The organism is Luteibacter sp. GL_149, assembly GCF_057834065.1.
Genome location: NZ_CM174395.1, coordinates 1,777,665 through 1,795,914 on the forward strand (window position 1 = coordinate 1,777,665; position 18,250 = coordinate 1,795,914).

An 18,250-nucleotide genomic window follows, 5' to 3' on the forward strand; every position below is an offset into this window, starting at 1 on the left:
CGAAACCTGCCGGTAAACTTACACTGGAGATCTGTCATGAACCACCCATCCACGGGTCTGGATATCGATCCGCAGGAAACCCGCGAGTGGCTTGAAGCGATGCAAGCGGTCATCTCCATGGATGGTCGACCTCGCTCCCTCTATCTCATTGATCAGCTATTAGACTTGGACGTGGCACAACACGGCAACCTGCACGGTCGTGTCACGACACCCTATGTCAACACCATTTCACTCGATCGGCAGCCGGACTATCCAGGTGACCTGAGCATCGAGCGACGCCTTAGTACGTACATTCGATGGAATGCTATGGCGATGGTTCTACGTGCCGGCCGTCTTTCGAATGTCGGGGGGCATATCGCGACTTATGCCTCGGCCGCCGTACTCTACGATGTGGGCTTCGATCATTTCTTCCGGGGCCGTACTGAAAGTTTTGATGGGGATATTGTCTACATCCAAGGTCATTCGGCGCCAGGCATCTATGCACGCGCGTATCTAGAAGGTCGAATCAGCGACGATCAGCTGGAGAACTTCCGACGTGAAGCGGGACGCGATGGCCTCTCATCGTACCCGCATCCGCGATTGATGCCGGATTTCTGGCAGTTTCCGACGGTTTCCATGGGGCTCGGGCCACTAACGGCAGCGTATCAGGCCCGTTTCATGCGCTACCTGGAAAACCGGGGCTTGAAAGAGCCCCAGGGGCGGAAGGTGTGGGCTTTTCTAGGCGATGGAGAGATGGACCAGCCTGAGTCGCTGGCAGCTATCTCCCTGGGCGGCCGTGAGCAACTGGACAACCTCATCTTCGTGATTAACTGCAATTTGCAGCGACTCGATGGGCCGGTGCGGGGCAACGGAAAGATCATTCAGGAGCTCGAAGGCGCATTTCGCGCAGCCGGCTGGAACGTAATCAAGGTGATCTGGGGAAGTAGTTGGGACGCGCTATTGGCTCGCGATAACACGGGCCTGTTGCACCGGCGAATGATGGAGTGCGTCGATGGTGATTACCAGACATTCAAGTCACAAAACGGTGCTTACGTCCGCGAACATTTTTTTGGCAAGTATCCCGAGCTGCTCGAACTGGTCGCCCATATGTCCGATGATGAGATCTGGCAACTGTCGCGCGGCGGCCACGATCCGGAAAAAGTCCATGCAGCATACGCCCAGGCGGTGAGCCACGCGGGGCAGCCGACGGTGATTCTGGCCAAGACCGTCAAAGGCTTTGGTATGGGTGAGGCAGGCGAAGGGCAGAACATTAATCATCAGCTAAAAAAGATGAGCACGGATGCCGTGCGTGCCTACCGCGATCGATTCGAGTTGCCCCTCTCGGACGATCAATTGGAGCGAATGACTTATCTGAAACCTGTGCCCGACTCTGAAGAGGCGCGTTACTTCGCTGCGAGACGCGCCAGTCTGGGTGGGTACGTGCCCGCACGCGTCCGCAACTCGCCGGCACTGGTGATTCCTCCTCTCTCAACATTCGCCACCCAACTAAAGGACAGTGGCGAACGTGGCCACTCGACCACCATGGCTTTCGTTCGCATTCTGGGAACGCTTCTTAAAGATCCGGCCATTGGAAAGCTCGTGGTGCCCATTGTTCCCGATGAGTCGCGCACTTTCGGTATGGAGGGCCTGTTTCGTCAGATTGGCATACATTCGCATGTCGGTCAGCTCTACACACCGCAGGATGCAGGTCAGCTCAGCTATTACAAAGAGGCTAAAGACGGGCAGATTCTGCAGGAAGGTATCAATGAGTCCGGCGCCATTTCATCATGGATAGCTGCGGGTACGGCTTACAGTGTTCATGGCCTGACTACCATTCCGTTCTACATTTTCTACTCGATGTTTGGTCTGCAACGCGTTGGTGATCTGGCTTGGGCCGCCGGCGACGCACGTACGCGTGGTTTTTTGTTGGGCGCTACGTCGGGACGCACAACGCTTATGGGCGAGGGTCTGCAGCATGATGATGGGCACAGCCATGTGCTGTCTTCAGTCATTCCCTGCTGCGTGTCTTACGATCCAACGTTCGCTTACGAACTTGCAGTCATCATCCAGGATGGCATGCGCCGAATGTACGTTGAGCAAGAGGATATCTATTACTACATTACCCTTCTTAACGAAAGTTACCTGCAGCCAGCACTTCCCGAGGGGGCAGAAGTAGGGATTGTCAAAGGGCTCTACTTGCTTCGCGAAGCGCCGGAAGGACCTGCGCAGGGTCGAGTGCAACTGATGGGAAGCGGCGCGATCCTGCGTGAAGTCATCGCAGCCGCGGAACTTCTGGAACGTGACTATGGCGTTGTTTGTGATATCTGGAGCGCAACTAGCCTGACCGAGTTGCGTCGAGATGGATTGCAGGCTGAGCGTTGGAATATGTTGCACCCGGAGGATGTGTCGAAGATACCGTACGTAGAGGAGTGCTTGGAAGGCCACACAGGTCCTTTGGTGGTGGCCACCGACTACATGAAGATCGTAGCCGACCAGATTCGCCCCTTCGTAACTGATCGCCGTTTCGTCGCATTGGGCACCGATGGCTTCGGTCGATCCGACACGCGTGAATCACTTCGCACGTTCTTTGAGGTAGATCGGCACGCAATCGCGTTGGCTTCGCTCAAAGCGCTGGCCGATGATGGACTAATGGGGTACCAACAAGTCAGTGATGCTATTCGTCGCTATGGCATCGACCCCGAGAAGGCCTATCCGCCAGCGACCTGACATGGGCGAATGGTTCTGATTAACGTGGTGGACATTAGACGTCGCCATTTATCTGCAAATGGGTAGGCCGCAAAGCGCGTGGTCCAGACTACTACGTCCGCACGATTGCCCCTTTGCAAGAGGTCGCCCTCTGGAGATTGGTATGTCGAGATTGAACCAAGTTGTCGTTCCGAACATCGGCAACTTTGACGAAGTTCCTGTTATAGAAATTCTGATAGCGGTGGGAGATAGCGTCGAGCAGGATCAGACACTCATTACACTAGAGTCGGACAAGACTAGCTTAGAGGTGCCTTCGCCCTACAAGGGCATCGTAAGGGAATTGACGATAAAACTTGGTGACTTGCTATCGGAAGGTGCCGTCGTTGCGCTGATAGAAAATGAAGCCAGTGACGACAACAGCTCGACGGATGAGCGAGAAGGTATACCTAAAAACCTTGAGCCAACGGCGATAGGCCCGACCGACGCGAATGGGTCTGCAATACGAAAGCTGTCGGCACCGTATTCACTGCCGCCTGCAAAAGCACCGATTCACCTGAATGTCGCCGCACAAGGAGGTTCAGTACCATATGCCAGCCCAGTCGTTCGGGTAATGGCCCGCGAATGGGAGGTCGAGTTAACGAATCTCGTCGGTACGGGGCGCATGGGTCGAATTACTAAGGACGACATGCTTCGGCATGCGGATCGTTCGTCGCCGGCGCCAGATGCCGTGTTGGCTGCGGTCGCAGGGGATAATGCGCCTACTCAACTTGCGTGGCCAACGGTTGATTTCGCTAAATTTGGCGATATCGAAACTGTGCCGCTCTCGCGGGTTAGGAAAATTTCAGGCGCTAATCTCTCGCGCAACTGGGCGCGCATACCTCATGTCACCCAGCATGATCAGGCCGATATCACCGAGCTGGAAGTGTTTCGCCAGGCATTGAACCTGGAACGTCGGGATTCGGGCAACAAGATCACGTTACTGACCTTCATTCTTAAGGCTTGCGCTACGGCACTTGCACGCTTCCCAAGTTTTAACGCATCGCTTGATCCTGGTGGCGAAGCGCTGATTCTGAAGAAGTACATTCATCTTGGTTTTGCCGCCGACACGCAGAATGGCCTTATGGTGCCGGTGATACGGCATGTCGATAGGAAGGGTATCGTTGATATTTCCCATGAGATATCGATGCTGGCTTCGAAAGCAGGTCAAGGTAAGCTCGAGCAGAACGATATTAGCGGCGGATGTTTCACGGTTTCGTCGCTGGGAAGCATCGGTGGCCTCTCATTTACACCCATCGTCAACGCACCGGACGTTGCTATCCTTGGCGTTTCTAAGGCGTCCATGCAGCCGGTCTGGGATGGCCGGAATTTTGTTCCTCGCCTATTGTTGCCGTTATCGTTGAGTTACGACCATCGCGTCATCGATGGTGCTGCCGCGGCGCGTTTCACGGCCTATCTTGCCCAATTACTGGCCGATATGCGGCGAGTGTTGCTCTGATTTCGGCTCAGGGTGCATGAAAAGCGTCCAAACAGTTCACGGGATGCTTATCGTTCCTCTTACCCACATTACGCGATGGTTTAAATCTGTCAAAGGCTGCGAAAAATCAATAACTGATTTATCGATTGCTTATGGCGACTGCGCCCTACGCGTTCGCGGCAAGCATTCACACCTGTCGGCGCGCCAGGGTAAGGTCGTTTAGCTGCAAAGCGACGGCCATTTACGCTACGCGTTCGGCCCGGAACCGCGCCTCGTCGAAATCCCCGTCCAAAGCCGCGTCGTTCATTGTTGCAGTGGACCCCCACGCCGAAGTTAGCGGTGGGCACCCCAGGCGACGGGGTTCCATCAGAAAATGCACACTCTCATAAGGTCATCTGGTAGCGGCCCGGATCACGTCCTCTCCATTTCACGATCGCCAGATTTCCAGTGGAGATCAAATCCCCCACATGTTCGATCTAACCTCATTCGGCCTATTGACACGCGCCGGGTTACAGTTAATCATTTAGCTACTAAGCTAATTAACGAAGAGCCATGGCTGCCGACAAAGTCTTCGAAGCACTTGCCTCCCGGCCCCGCCGCGAGATCCTTGCCTACCTTTCGGCCCAGGAACTCACGGCGGGCGAGATCGCGAGCCGCTTCGCGATGAGCGCGCCGTCGATATCGCGACATCTGTCCGTGCTGGAGACGGCGGGCCTCGTATCCAGCGAACGGCAGGGGCAGTTCATCGTTTACCGGCTGAACCGGGACAGCCTCGTCAACACGCTGACCGGTTTCGCTTTCGAGATATGTCCGAAGGCCGGGCCGTTGAAGCGCGAATCGCGCAAGCTGGCGGCGAAGAAGCAGGGCGCATAAGCACGACGGCCAGGCCGTCACCGGAAAGGGGAGTTCCATGTCGCATCGTTCTCGTGCCACCGCATCGTTTCCCTCCGCGCGCATTCCGTCTTCCTCGGGCGGGTTGCCGGTCGAGGTTTCGCTGATCGCCCAGCTCGGCCACGGTGCCGGCAGTCAGTTGATTGCCGCGGCGCTCCTGCGCCAGCAGGCGCATGTCGACTTCGTCGACGAACTGGACGAGCCATCCGCGAAGCTGGCGGGTACGCACTTCGAACAGGGCGATGCGACATCGCTATATACCTTCGCGGTCGGCGCCAAAGGCCATCCGTTCCACCGCCATGCCGGGCATCGGATTTTCACTGCCGTGTCCGGTAGCGCCGGTGCGCAGCTGCGCTTTTCCATGGCGACGCCCGACGAGCTGGCAGCGGATCCGGCGAACTTCCTTCGCGCGCTGCGCTACATCGATATTCCGCCCGACTCGCTGTTCACCGTGCGCTTCGGCGGCGGTACGTGGCATCAGTTCAGTCCGCTGCGCGCGCATTCCGGCCATCCCGCTTTCTTCGCCCTGTCGTGCCATACAAATGAACTGGGTGGCGATCTGCCCGAGTCGTTGCGTCGTCGGGTGATGGCGAACGAAGCGACGATTCCTTCGCTGACCGAACTGTTGCCGGAAAACGTTCTCGCCCTTATCGAAGGCACGCCTGCCGATCGTCTGCACGTGCCCACCGTGGCGCTGACGCTGGAAGCCGCGCCCGGATCGATGCAGGGAACGATGTGCGATTTCGCGCGCCGTTTTTTCGGAGTGGCCCGGAGCGCGTTGGCCCGGCTTCGTCGTGCGGGTGGCTTCATGCGCGAAAGCGAAGGCCATCAGACCGTCATTGAAATGAACGTACCTGCCGCCGACTCGATGCTGCACGAACAGTTCGTCGACCGCTTTCACCATCAGGATTCGTTTCTCCTGACACTCGAGGAAAATCAGCCGAAGGGGCCGAAAGCATCGGTACTTCTCGCCTCGCTTCTGGATGGATTTCTGCACAATCCCCCGGTCGGCGTATCGCGCATGATGACGTTGAGGAACATCCTCGTTCGTCCGCTTGGACTGCGTACGTCGCCCTTGGGTTGCCCGGTATCGTCGTTACTTGCCAAGCCGGATCGCCACGTATTCGCTGGCCGCTTCCCGGTACTCGATCAACGGGTCGACAAGGACGATACATACGCGCAGGTCATCCTCGGCGCGGACGATAAACACCTGATGTTCCGTTCCTGCGTCGGCCTGCGCGTGGTCGATGGCCGGGTCGACGTGACGCTGGGTACGCGTGTGCGCTGCAAGAACCTGTTTGGCCATGTGTATATCCGTCTTATCGACCGCGTGCACCGTCGCTACGTCAGTCCGGCGATGCTGCGAAAAGCTGCCGAACATGCGTTTGCGCCGCAGCCTGCCGTGGACATCGTGTTGCCGGGGGCGGTGCACGCATGATGCTTGCCGTCCTGTTGGCGATCGCACTTCCCGCGATGGCTGATCCACACCCCTGTGCCGGTCAGCCGCCGCTCGATCCATCCATGCGTGCTTACCTCATCGGGCACGTATCGCCACTCCTGGACAGCACGCCCCATCCGTCAGTGCGGGTGCATACGGAAGGGCTGTTACCCCATGAGGGTATTCGGGACGAAAGTATCGAGGTCGAGCGCGAGCTGCCACTCATGCGGGATGCCGCACTGGCATGGCGGACGGGGGCAGGGGATGCCTACCTGAAAATGGCCACGCGTTATCTCGACGCGTGGGTGACGACGTACCACCCCGATTTCAATCCGATCGACGAGACGAATTTCGATACCCTCGTCGACACCTATACGCTGATCCAGCAAGCGATGCCGCCGGCGAACAAGGCGCGGGCGTCGCAGTTTCTGCGGGGGTGGGCAAAGGGCTATGTCGAGCGGATGCACGATGCGCGAAACGTACGGGACCATCGCGGAAGCTGGCAGAACAACTGGCAAAGTCATCGCGTAAAGCTGGTGACGCTGATCGCCGTTGCCCTGGATGACGCGCAGCTTTTTGCCGAAGCCCGTGAGTTTTACCGAGAACAGGTAGCGCAGAACCTGCGTCCGGATGGCGAGCCCATCGATTTCGCCGAGCGCGATGCCTTGCATTACGTGGTCTACGATCTGGAGCCTCTCCTGCGGGCCGCGCTCGCGGCTCGTACCCGCGGTGAGAACTGGTATGCCGCCGACGTGCACGGCGCTTCGCTGGAAACATCCGTTCGATGGCTTCGGCCCTATGCCGCGGGCGAGAAACAGCACGAGGAATTTGTCCACTCTACCGTCGCCTTCGATGCGAAGCGCGCTGCCATCGGCGCCAAGGGCTATGCCGGCCCTTTCGATCCGAAGACCGCTGCGAACGTGTACTGGATGGCCAGCGAATTCGACCCGGCGTATCTGGCGCTGGCGCAACGCCTGCGTTTGCAGCCTCCGACGGACAGGTACGTATGCGAGGCGAAAGATTGAGCGGTTCGTGCCGCGTTTCGCGGTCCGCACGCTGAACGGACAAATCGCAAGAAAAGACGGTCGTGAAGGCGTTGTATGACCACCTGTTGCGCAATCCAACGATTTCGTTGCATCTAAAACGAAACGTCGTTAAGCGCATTTTCTTGCGCGCCGCAGACATTCCTGAACGGGTTTTCACGACGATAGGACAAACCCGTTTCCAGCAAGGATTCAGTCATTTTCGCGGGGGCAATCTTGCATCGAAGTCGTCATCCCGACGACGGTCTGGCTACCCTGAAAGGCGTGACGAATGAAAACTGGTCGGCAAGGCAATCGTTGGCTTCCCGGTGTTGCGTTGTGCCTGGGCACACTCTCGATCGCGGCATGTCAGAAGGCGCCCGATACGCCCGCGGTACAGCCCGCTGCGGCTAGTACCGCCGCCCAGCCCGGAACGAACGCTCAGGCCTATGTCCCGCCGACGGCCGATCAGCTTTACCAGCTCGTCGCCCCCATCGCGCTATTCCCCGACAAGCTGGTCGCGCAAACGCTTGCAGCGTCCGCGTATCCCGACCAGGTGACGGCGGCGGATGCATGGATGCAGCAGAATCGGGGCCTCAAGCCCGCTGCCTTGATCGATGCCGCGAATGCCCAGCCCTGGGACCCCAGCGTCAAATCGCTTACCGCCTTTCCCAGCGTCATCGATCAGCTGGCAAGGAATATCGACTGGACGACCTCGCTGGGCGATGCCTATGTCAACGATCCGAACGATGTTCTGAATGCCATCCAGGTCATGCGCCAACGCGCGCAGGCACACGGCAACCTGCGCAGCACGCCGCAGCAGAAGGTCGCGGTGGTCGATCGCACCAGCTATAGCGAGCCGGATGTGGTCGATAGCGGCGACGCGCCGGTGGTTTACGAGGGGCCTTCCGTCGTGCAGGCCCCCGAACGCACGATTGTCATCGAGCCGGAACAGAGCGACGTCGTGTACGTCCCGGCATACGACCCGGGCGTGGTCTATGGCGACGAGGTCGAGGTGTATCGCGGTTACGACTATCGTCCGCCGCCTCGTTACAGCACTGGCGACATGGTTGCGACGGGTGTGATCTCGTTCGGTGTCGGCGTGCTGATCGGCGAGGCGTTCAGTCATCACGACGACCGCGATCGTCGCGACTGGGGCTGGCATGCGTGGAATATGAACTGGGGCGGCGGCGGTCGCGGCGACGGCCCGGGACGTCCGGAGGTGGTTTACAACAACCGTCCCTACGTGTCGCATTCCACGACGGTCATTAACCGCGTCACCAACAACACCACGATCAATCGCAACGTGACGCAGATCGACAATCGTCACAATTTCAATAATGGCAACGTCAATAACGGCAACGTCAACAATATAAGTAACGTCAACAGCGGCAATCGCAATGTCGCCGTCGATCGGCGGCCGGAACAGGCGCCTGGTGCCGCACCGCAGAACGTCCAGCGCCCCGCGCTTGCGGCACAACCGGGGCAGGGACGTCCGGCGCCCGATTTCGCGCATATGCAGCGGCCCAATTTCACCGAGCAGATGACGCGTCCGAACCAACCGGTGCCCGCCGCGCAACCGGGACATCCGCAGCCGTTGGTGCCTCCGGCCGAGCGGAATCGCAGCAATCCGAACGAGTTCACGCAGCGCGACAGAGTGCCTTTGCCTGTCACGCGCGAGTCGCTTCATCCGATGCCGCAAGGGCAAGCGCAAGGGCAAGCGCAGCCCGCTCGCGTTCCAAACGAAGCGCAGCGCGCAAATCCGGACATGAGGCGCGTGGATGCACCGCGTCAGGAACCGCGTCCGGCCACACAGCAACCGGCCATCGCACAACAGCCGCCGCGCCCCGTCCAGCAAGCCCGGCCCGTCGAACAACCACGGCAGGTACAGGTACAGCGCCCGGAGCAGCAGAAACCTCGTCCGGAGCAGCAACCTCGTCCGGAGCAGCAACAGCGGGTAGAGGCGCCGCGCCAGGAATTCCAGCAACGTCAGGCGATGCCACGTCCCGAGCCGCAGCAACGCGAAGCGCCGCCGCGTCCCCAGCCGCCGCAGCAACCACGCGAAGTCATGCCACGTCCGCAGCCGCAGCAGGTTCGACAGGCGCCGCCGCCTCAACAGCAGCAGCGCGAACAGCCGGCTCCGCGAGCGCAGCCTCCCCATCGCGAGGCGCCGCCGCCGAAGAAGGATGAGCACAAGGACGATAAGGGATAAGTAAAACGAGGCGATGCCCGTTCAACTACCTGTCCGGGCATACGGCTTTCCGTATCGACCGATCCGTCACGCCACCGTCAGTCCCAGGCTCGAAAGAAGCATCGACGCCTGTTCGCGCGAAATGGTCGCACCTCTGAACGGCTTGGCATCCTGCAATGTCAGTCCGTGCAGACTTGCCTCGCGAAGGTCCGCGCCGTCGAAACGTGCACCATGCAGGCGCGCGTTGCTCAGGCTGCCGCCTGAAAAAATGGCCTCTCGAAAATCGGCGTCCGTGAGATCGGCATCGGAGAAATCGAGGTTGTCGAGTTCGCATTTGCGAAACGAAAATCCGTTGAGAAACGCGCTTATCAGTAACGTATCGCTGAAGGTCGTGCCCAGTGTCGAGGCGCCACTGAAGTTGGCGCCGGTCAGCTTGCAGCCGCTGAACGTTGCGAATCCGAGACGGCTTCCCTGCCAGAGGCTGTTGTTGAAATCGCAGGAAACGAAACGGCTTTCGTTGATCTTGGCCGCGCGGAATATGGCTTTCCCGCCGCGACAGCCTTTCCAGGTCGTCGATTCGAGCAGGGCTGCCTTGAAGCTGGTTTCCGCCAGCAGGCATCGTTCGAAATGGCTGCCCGACAGATCCAGGCCCGAAAGATCGGCGTGCGAGAAATCCGCGCCCACGAACCACAAGGGTTTCTTCCGGTGGCGAATGGCGGCTTCCACGTCCGGTCGCGTCGGGGTCGGTGTTTCGATGATCTGGAAATCGGTCTGATCGTGCATGCCGGGCAGGATATCGCGATGGACACATCCCGTCCCGTCTCAGACCGGCTGGGGATGATCCAGTCCCGCTGCCATACCCAGCAGAAGGTGTCTCATGGGGGCGATTTCGACAATCAGGGGAATGCCGTAGCGACGGATCAGGCGTAGCGCGCCCGTGCCGCCGCGCGCCAGCGTCGTGACCATGCGCACGCGACGTACGACATCGACATGTATGGCATGACGTTCGGTGCCGTAGCGCGCGAATCGCGCGGGAAGATCGAGAGACGTATCGGCCATGCGCAGTGCGAAGGCATAGCCGTCCTCGATGCCGAGATTCATGCCGCGCGCGCCGATGGGCGAGTGGATGTGCGCGGCATCGCCGCCAAGTGCAACGCGTCCGACAGCGCAGGCTTCCGCGATGCGATGGGCGATGTGGAACGATGAGGACCATACGGTGTTACCTGCGTGCGATCCGTTTGGCAGGTGATCGAGTGGGTTGGGAAAGCTGGCGATGACACGCCATATCCGCGCATCCAGCGCGAGCATGAAAATAAGACCTTCGGGGAGGAAGCATACGTGTGCACGGTCGAGTGCGAGCGACGTTTCCATTTCGATGTCGAACAGGGGCCATGCTTCGGGGAACGACGTGCCCGGAAACGGAATGCCGAGGTTTTCGCGTATCGTGCTGCGCGCGCCGTCGGCGGCGAACAGGCCATCGACATCGATCTGCTCCGTCCGCCCGTCGCCATGCGTGAGTTCGACATGGACGCGTTCGTCCTGTCCCTTGACCGACGCCGTCGTGGAACGTTCGGCCTGGATGCCATACGCCGCCAGTGCCTCGGCCAGCAATGCTTCGCTGCGCTCCTGCGAAATCACGTTGAGTTGGTAGCGCGGATGAATGGCGCTGGCGTCGAACGATGCAATTCGTTTCCAGTGGTCGTAGAAGGTCAGGCCCGAAACCGGTCGGCCCTCGGCAAGCATCCGGTCGGTAACGCCTGAGCTTTTGAGCATGTCCAGTGTGCGCGGGTTGACGACCAGGGCGCGGGAGTGCGCCGCCGGTTGGGCCGCTTTGTCGACAAGCCGTGCCTCGATGCCGCGCCGTTTGAGGAAAAGGGCGGCGGCGAGTCCGGTGGGGCCGGCGCCGGCGATCAGGAATGAAGGGTCGGACACGGGCGCACCTCCGTCGTGGTTGGCGCACAGCCTCCACCGCGGGATGTTGCGCCGATGTGTAGGAGCCGGACCGGATCGTCGCGCAACGGTCAACCTGCTAACCTCGCGCGGCTGACCGTTCCGGAGATAAAACCATGAGTCTCATCCAGGTTCCCGTGTCCTACGGGGAACTCATCGACAAGATCACGATCCTCGAGATCAAGTCCGTCCAGATCAAGGACGAGGCGAAGCTCGCCAACGTGCGCAACGAACTCGAACTGCTGAACGCCACATGGGCGAACGACCGTGCGTCGGACACGGATATCACCGACGAATGGAAGCGCCTGCGCGAAGTCAACGAGCGTCTTTGGGATATCGAGGACCGGATCCGCCTGAAGGAGCGTGCGCAGGCATTCGACAAGGAATTCATCGAGCTGGCCCGAGCGGTCTACTTCGAAAACGACGTGCGCGCCGCCGTGAAACGCGAGATCAATCTTGCGCTGGGTTCGCAACTGGTCGAAGAGAAGTCCTATCAGGACTACCGGTCGAACGGCAGCGCGCCGAGCGTCTAACCGCTCAGCGACAAGCCGAGGTGATCGGTGCAGGCTTCGAGCCGGTCGATCACCTCGTCCACGGCGATCAGGTCCATGACGCCGGGTTTCTCGATCTTCGTTCCCCACGCGATATCCGCCGCCGGCTTGCCCAGGAAGCGGCGCGAGGCCTCGTCGTATTTGTTCACGCACCAGCGCCGGTCCGAATACGGCCCCGAGCGATGCGGGTTGCTGGCCGCGTGCAGGCCCAGCACCTTCACTCCCGCGGCGTTGGCCATGTGCATCGGTCCCGAATCGGGTGTCAGAATCATGGCGGTGCGGCCCAGCAGGGCCATGAAACGCTTCAGGGTGTCCTTGCCGGTCAGATCCATCGGCGTCGACGTGGTCGCTGCGAGCACGGCGTCCGCCATGGCGCGTTCGCCGGAGGACGGGCCGCCGACCAGCGCCACGCGCAGACCGCGCGCCATCGCATGATCGATCACCGCCGCATAGCGTTCTGGCCGCCAGTTGCGCAGTTCGTGGCTGGATGTGGGGCTGACGAGCAGGGTGGGCGCATCGCCCGGCAAGTGTTCGTGCGCCCAGGCGTGGGCGTCCTCGGAAACGGGAATATCCCAGACAACGTCTGTCTGACGCATGCCCAGCGGTTCGATGAAGCTGCCGAAGGCGTCCAGTACGTGTTCGCCGCTGCGTGCGGGAATCCGTTCGTTGACGAACAGGCCGTGCAGATCTTTGGAGCGGGCACGGTCGTAACCGATGCGACGGTCGGCGCTGACCGCCAGGCTCAGCAGGTTCGAGCGCAGGGCTACCTGCATATGCAGCAAGGCGTCGAACCGGCGGCCGGCCAGTGCCTGGCGCACCGCTCGCATGCCTTCGTGACCTTTGCCTTTGTCGAACATGACGAACTCGACGCCGGGCAGGTCGCCCACCAGCCGTTGTTCCAGCTTCCCGACGATCCACGTAATGGACACGCGGGGTGCCTTTTCCTTAAGCGTGCGTATCAGCGGCACCACATGCGTGACATCGCCGATGGCGGAGGTCCGCAGGATGCAGATACTGGATTCGCCCGAAGGAAGCGGACGGCTTGGTAGACTGCTCACGATTTGATGGATACCCGGTGGAATGGCCGCGAAGGGCGACCGAAAGCGATGACAGACGAACGAATCCACGAGGACTCCGCCGGAACGATTCTGTTCGACGGGGCCCTCGCCCCACAAGTCGACGGCCAATGGTTCCTGGCCGATTACTGGCGCGCGCGCGGTGGATTGCGCATGCAGTCCGGCGGCCGTGGCGGCGTGGCGTTCATCGACACGCCGGCCGGCGAGGCCGCCCTGCGCCATTATCGGCGCGGCGGGCTGGTCGCGAAACTATTTGGCGACCGTTATCTGTGGACGGGCCGTGACAGAAGTCGCAGTGTCCGCGAATTCCGCCTTCTGGCCGAGCTGCTGCGTCGGGGCCTCCCCGTGTCGCCGCCGCTGGCCTCGCGGTATGTCCGGCATGGCCTGCGCTATACCGCGGACCTGATCACGCTGACGATTCCCGCCGCGACGACGCTGGCCGAACGCCTGGCGTCGGGAGATTTCGATGTTGCCCTGGCGTCGCGGGTGGGCGAGCTGGTGGCGCGATTCCATCGCCAGGGTGCCTGGCATGCCGATCTGAACGCCCACAATATCCTTATCAACGAAGCAGGCCTGTACCTGATCGATTTCGATCGCGGACGGCTGAGGGCGCCCGCGGAAGGCTGGCGGCGAGCGAACCTCTCGCGCCTGCATCGATCGCTGCTGAAGCTGGGCGCGGGTAAGCTGGCCTCGTTCGAGGGCAAACTCTGGCCCGCCCTTGTCGATCATTATGAACAGGCATACGCGGCATGAACTGGCATCTGCATTTTCTCGGCACCGGGGCAGCGCATGCGGTCGAGCTGGGCTCGTCCGCCGCGGTCGTCGAGCGCGATGGCAAACCGTCGCTGCTGATCGACTGCGGGCCGGACACGCTGGACCGTTACATCGCCGCCTACGGCGAACCGCCCCGTGCGCTGTACATCACACATATCCACATGGATCACGTGGCGGGTATGGAGCGGCTGTTTTTCCGGCTGTGGTTCGACGAAAACCTTCGCGGCAAGACGCGCGTCTATGTGCATGCCGCACTCGTGCCCTGGCTGCAGGGCAGGGTGGCCGACTATCCCGGCGTCCTGGCCGAGGGCGGCGTGAACTATTGGGAAGCCTTCCGGCTGATTCCCTGCACGCGGGGTTTCTGGCACGACGAGGTCTGGTTCGACGTCTTCGCCACGCGCCATCATGTGCAGGGCACGTCGTACGGTCTCGCGCTCGGCGGCAGCCTCGTCTATACGGGCGATACCCGTCCGGTACCCGAGGCCCTGGCGTTGTACGGCGCCGGCAGCGAGGTCATCGCGCACGATTGCGGACTGACCGGTAATCCGTCTCACACCGGCGTGGACGATCTGGAACGCGAGTACGCGCAGGCGTTCCGCGACCGCATGGTTCTTTACCACTACGGCAGCGAGGCCGATGGCCGGGAGCTGGCGGCCCGTGGCTATCGCGTGGCCCATACCGGCGAACGCATCGCTTTGCCGCCGCCCGCACCCCCGCGTCCCGGCGCAGGTTGATCCTCGCCGCTTGTCTGAATGTCGCGCTGACGTTATCCTTCCGCTTCTTTGCCGGACCAGGATGCCGGTGAAGAAGGTAGTACCGGTGTGGAGAGGTGTCCGAGTGGTTGAAGGAGCACGCCTGGAAAGTGTGTATACGGTAAAACGTATCGCGGGTTCGAATCCCGCTCTCTCCGCCAGTTTTGCAGTCCGCGACCTGTAATGTCCGCGATGCGCAGCAAAACAGCCGTTCAGAAAGAATCACGTCTTATGGTGGCCCTGTCGGTCCCCCCGCGACGATAGTCTGCAAACTCCGCCAGGTCCGGAAGGAAGCAACGGTAGTAGACGACTCGGGTGCCGGGGTGTGGCTGGCAGGGCCGCCACTTTTTCCGGGGTCCGGAACGGCGGATCACCTCGCCGCCGGAAACGCAAGCTACCGCGACCCGGCGCACCTTGGCACAATCCCCTGTCGCCCCAAGGTATCCACGCATGTCCTATCAGGTCCTCGCACGAAAGTGGCGCCCTCGCAAGTTCGCCGAACTCGTGGGCCAGGAACATGTCGTCCGCGCACTTACCAATGCGCTCGAATCCGGTCGCATGCATCACGCCTACCTGTTCACGGGTACGCGCGGTGTCGGCAAGACCACCATCGCGCGCATCTTCGCCAAGTCGCTCAATTGCGAGCGTGGCGAGTCGGCCGATCCGTGCGGTGAATGCGCCGTGTGCACGGCCGTCGACGCCGGGCGCTTCGTCGATCTGCTGGAAATCGATGCGGCAAGCAACACGGGCGTCGACGACGTGCGCGAAGTGATCGAGAATGCGCAGTACGCACCCTCGCGCGGACGCTTCAAGGTCTACCTCGTCGATGAGGTGCACATGCTGTCCAAGCCGGCGTTCAACGCGTTGCTGAAGACGCTGGAGGAGCCGCCGCCGCATGTGAAGTTCCTGCTGGCGACCACCGATCCGCAGAAGCTGCCGGTCACGGTGCTGTCGCGTTGCCTGAAGTTCAACCTCAAGCGCCTGCTGCCCGAGCAGATATCCGGACAGATGCGCCACATCCTCGGTGCGGAAGGCATCGAATTCGAAGGCGAGGCCATCGGCGAGCTTGCGCATGCGGCGGACGGTTCGCTGCGCGATGCGCTGTCGTTGCTCGACCAGGCCATCGCCTATGGCGGCGGCGCGCTTCGCGCATCGGACGTGCGCGCCATGCTCGGCAGCGTCGAGCGTGGTCAGGTCCTTGGCCTGCTCGACGCGCTGGCATCGGGCGACGGTCCGGGGCTGATGGCCGAGTGCGATCGTATCGCTTCGTTCTCGCCGGACTTCGGTGGCGTGCTCGACGACCTGGCGACCGTGCTTCACCGCGTCCAGCTGATGCAGCTTGTCCCGGGATATCGGGGCGAGGAAAGCGACGAAGGTCTTGCCGCGCTCGCCGAACGCATCGTGCCGGAAGACGTGCAGCTCTATTACCAGATCGCCACCAGCGGGCGTCGCGAGCTGCCGCAGGCGCCGGATGCGCGGATCGGTTTCGAGATGGCCTTGCTGCGCATGCTGGCGTTCCGTCCGACGGACGGCGGTTCGTCCGCATCCCCGGCCCCGCCGTCGGCGCGTTCGGCCACTCCTGCGCCGACGGGGCAAGCACCTTCGGCCGCACCGGTTCGAAGCACCGCTCCCGTCGCCCCGGCTCAGGTCGCCCGGCCCGCTGCGCCCGCACCCGTGCGCGCGGCGGCTCCGGTCGAACCTCCGGCACCCGCTCCGGCTCCGCGCCCGTCCGCGCCTCTCGTCCTGGATGCCAATGGCATGCCGGACTGGGCCGAACTCGTGGAGCGCGCCGGTCTTCGCGGCCCCATCGGTCAGCTGGCGCAGAATTCGTCGTTGCGCGAACTGGACGGCGAAAGCATGACGCTGGCGCTGAAGCCGTCGCATCTGCATCTGGCGGTCGAGCCGTTGACCAGTCAGATGGAAGAAAAACTCACCGTCGCACTCGGACGTCGCGTCCGTCTGCGTTTCATCGCCGATCACGGTAATCTCGAAACCCCGGCCCATCGCATGGCGCAGGCGCGCAGCGATGCGCAGGCCGCCGCCGAGGCGGCCATCGAGAACGACCCGATCGTGCAGACCCTGGTACGCGAGCTCGATGCGCGTGTCATTCCGCAATCCGTCAAACCCGTGGAGCCAAGAACGTGAAAGGTCAGATCGGTCAGCTGATGCAGCAGGCCCAGCGCATGCAGGATGAAATGAAGCGTGCGCAGGAAGAAATCGCGAAGCTCGAAGTCATCGGCAGCGCCGGCGGCGGTGCCGTTACCGTGACGATGTCCGGCGGCCACGAGGTGCGCAAGGTCAGTATCGATCGCCAGCTTTTCGCGGACGATCCGGAGATGGCCGAAGACCTCGTCGCCGCCGCGGTGAACGATGCGGTCAACAAGATTTCGGAAGTCAGCAAGAACCGGCTGGGTGGCGTGACCTCCGGTCTGAACCTGCCGCCCGGTTTCAAGATGCCGTTCTGATCAGTCCATGACGACTGGCTCCCGACTTCTCGGCGAACTCATCGACGCATTGCGCTGCCTTCCGGGCGTGGGTGCGAAGAGTGCGCAGCGCATGGCCTTCCACCTGCTCGAACGCGAGCGGGAAGGTGGCCTGCGCCTGGCCTCGGCGCTGGAATCCGCGATGCGCGATGTGGGCAACTGCACGCGCTGCCGCAATTTCAGCGAGACGCCGGTGTGTTCGTTGTGCGCCAGTCCCAGTCGCGACAAGCAGGTGCTGTGCGTGGTCGAGTCGGCATCCGATCTTGCGGCGATCGAACAGGCCACGGGATTTCGCGGCCATTACTTCGTTCTGCTGGGCCGGCTTTCGCCTCTGGACGGCCTGGGTCCCGACGAACTCGGTCTGCCGTTACTTGCCGAGCGACTGGGCGAGGGCGAGATCGAGGAAATGATCATCGCGACGAACCCGACCGTGGAAGGCGAGGCGACAGCCCACTACGTGGGGCAGCTCGCGCGCGCCGCGGGTATTCGCGCCACACGGTTGGCCCATGGCGTGCCGCTAGGTGGCGAACTCGAATTCGTCGACCGTGGCACGCTCGCCCATGCCTTTGGCAGCCGGCAATCGCTGGGCTGACCATCATCGAAGGAGTTACCGATGAGCGACACCATCTTCGCGAAGATCGTCCGGCGCGAGATTCCGGCCGATATCGTTTACGAGGACGATGACGTCCTGGCATTCCGGGATCTCAATCCGCAGGCGCCGGTACACGTACTTTTCATTCCGAAGCGCGCCATCGCCACGCTGGACGACGCGACACCGGCGGATGCGACACTGCTCGGCAAGCTGCTGCTTGCGGCAGCGGCGTATGCGCGAGACGAAGGCTATGCGAAGGATGGCTACCGCACGGTCGTCAATTGTAACGAGCACGGCGGGCAGACGGTCTTCCATTTGCACGTGCATCTTCTCGCGGGTCGCCAGATGCACTGGCCGCCGGGCTGAAGCGA

At 61.6% G+C, this 18,250-nt stretch carries 16 protein-coding genes, 1 tRNA gene and 1 other RNA gene; 15 read left to right on the top strand and 3 right to left on the bottom strand.

What is annotated here, in order from left to right; translation table 11 throughout:
• The first annotated feature begins 36 nt into the window (after positions 1-36).
• The 6 genes from aceE to AC3IR3_RS08135 all read left to right on the top strand — a co-directional run bounded on the left by aceE (position 37) and on the right by AC3IR3_RS08135 (position 9,722).
• Positions 37-2,706: a pyruvate dehydrogenase (acetyl-transferring), homodimeric type gene (aceE, locus tag AC3IR3_RS08110; RefSeq protein WP_489196402.1), complete on the top strand. Its 2,670-nt coding sequence runs from the start codon at positions 37-39 to the stop codon at positions 2,704-2,706.
• 142 nt (positions 2,707-2,848) lie between these two features.
• Positions 2,849-4,180 (top strand): dihydrolipoyllysine-residue acetyltransferase, encoded by a 1,332-nt coding sequence (gene aceF, locus AC3IR3_RS08115; protein WP_489196403.1) that lies wholly within the window; start codon positions 2,849-2,851, stop codon positions 4,178-4,180.
• Positions 4,181-4,711: 531 nt separating this feature from the next.
• Positions 4,712-5,032 carry a metalloregulator ArsR/SmtB family transcription factor gene (locus AC3IR3_RS08120; RefSeq protein ID WP_489196404.1) on the top strand — a complete coding sequence of 107 codons (321 nt, stop codon included), beginning with the start codon at positions 4,712-4,714 and terminating at the stop codon, positions 5,030-5,032.
• Positions 5,033-5,069: 37 nt separating this feature from the next.
• Positions 5,070-6,488, top strand: a complete 1,419-nt coding sequence (locus AC3IR3_RS08125; protein ID WP_489196405.1) for a DUF2867 domain-containing protein — start codon at positions 5,070-5,072, stop codon at positions 6,486-6,488.
• Positions 6,485-7,513: an alginate lyase family protein gene (locus AC3IR3_RS08130; protein WP_489196406.1), complete on the top strand. Its 1,029-nt coding sequence runs from the start codon at positions 6,485-6,487 to the stop codon at positions 7,511-7,513. Before AC3IR3_RS08125 ends, AC3IR3_RS08130 begins: the two co-directional genes overlap by 4 nt.
• A 289-nt stretch (positions 7,514-7,802) precedes the next feature.
• Entirely contained in the window at positions 7,803-9,722 is a 1,920-nt protein-coding gene (locus AC3IR3_RS08135; RefSeq protein ID WP_489196407.1) for a DUF3300 domain-containing protein, read from the top strand.
• A gap of 66 nt (positions 9,723-9,788) precedes the next feature.
• Here AC3IR3_RS08135 and AC3IR3_RS08140 read toward each other — a convergent pair whose 3' ends face one another.
• Positions 9,789-10,484, bottom strand: a complete 696-nt coding sequence (locus AC3IR3_RS08140) for a pentapeptide repeat-containing protein (protein WP_489196408.1) — start codon at positions 10,482-10,484, stop codon at positions 9,789-9,791.
• Between the two features lie 39 nt (positions 10,485-10,523).
• Positions 10,524-11,633, bottom strand: a complete 1,110-nt coding sequence (locus AC3IR3_RS08145; RefSeq protein WP_489196409.1) for an FAD-dependent oxidoreductase — start codon at positions 11,631-11,633, stop codon at positions 10,524-10,526.
• 134 nt (positions 11,634-11,767) lie between these two features.
• Between AC3IR3_RS08145 and AC3IR3_RS08150 the strand changes: the two genes are divergently transcribed.
• Positions 11,768-12,184 (top strand): DUF6165 family protein, encoded by a 417-nt coding sequence (locus tag AC3IR3_RS08150; RefSeq protein WP_489196410.1) that lies wholly within the window; start codon positions 11,768-11,770, stop codon positions 12,182-12,184.
• Here the strand turns inward: AC3IR3_RS08150 and AC3IR3_RS08155 are convergent.
• Complete coding sequence (locus AC3IR3_RS08155) at positions 12,181-13,260, bottom strand: glycosyltransferase family 9 protein (protein ID WP_489196411.1); 1,080 nt, start codon at positions 13,258-13,260, stop codon at positions 12,181-12,183. The two genes, AC3IR3_RS08150 and AC3IR3_RS08155, sit on opposite strands and share 4 nt — an antisense overlap.
• A gap of 48 nt (positions 13,261-13,308) precedes the next feature.
• Here AC3IR3_RS08155 and AC3IR3_RS08160 point away from each other — a divergent pair, with 48 nt between their 5' ends.
• From AC3IR3_RS08160 to AC3IR3_RS08195, 8 genes are all read left to right on the top strand, one after another.
• Entirely contained in the window at positions 13,309-14,031 is a 723-nt protein-coding gene (locus AC3IR3_RS08160; RefSeq protein ID WP_489196412.1) for a 3-deoxy-D-manno-octulosonic acid kinase, read from the top strand.
• Positions 14,028-14,786, top strand: coding sequence for an MBL fold metallo-hydrolase (locus AC3IR3_RS08165; RefSeq protein ID WP_489196413.1), 759 nt, complete (start codon positions 14,028-14,030; stop codon positions 14,784-14,786). The genes AC3IR3_RS08160 and AC3IR3_RS08165 overlap by 4 nt, the downstream gene beginning before the upstream one ends.
• 89 nt (positions 14,787-14,875) lie before the next feature.
• Positions 14,876-14,965, top strand: a tRNA-Ser gene (locus AC3IR3_RS08170).
• An 80-nt stretch (positions 14,966-15,045) separates the two neighbouring features.
• An RNA gene (ffs, locus tag AC3IR3_RS08175) (signal recognition particle sRNA small type) lies at positions 15,046-15,142 on the top strand.
• 112 nt (positions 15,143-15,254) lie between these two features.
• On the top strand, positions 15,255-16,949 hold the full coding sequence (gene dnaX / locus AC3IR3_RS08180) for a DNA polymerase III subunit gamma/tau (protein ID WP_489196414.1): 1,695 nt from the start codon (positions 15,255-15,257) through the stop codon (positions 16,947-16,949).
• Positions 16,946-17,269, top strand: a complete 324-nt coding sequence (locus AC3IR3_RS08185; RefSeq protein ID WP_489196415.1) for a YbaB/EbfC family nucleoid-associated protein — start codon at positions 16,946-16,948, stop codon at positions 17,267-17,269. Before dnaX ends, AC3IR3_RS08185 begins: the two co-directional genes overlap by 4 nt.
• Before the next feature lie 7 nt (positions 17,270-17,276).
• On the top strand, positions 17,277-17,879 hold the full coding sequence (gene recR, locus AC3IR3_RS08190) for a recombination mediator RecR (RefSeq protein WP_489196416.1): 603 nt from the start codon (positions 17,277-17,279) through the stop codon (positions 17,877-17,879).
• Positions 17,880-17,900: 21 nt separating this feature from the next.
• The gene (locus AC3IR3_RS08195; RefSeq protein WP_489196417.1) at positions 17,901-18,245 is read left to right on the top strand and encodes a histidine triad nucleotide-binding protein; all 345 of its coding nucleotides are present in this window, start codon (positions 17,901-17,903) and stop codon (positions 18,243-18,245) included.
• Positions 18,246-18,250 lie beyond the last annotated feature (5 nt).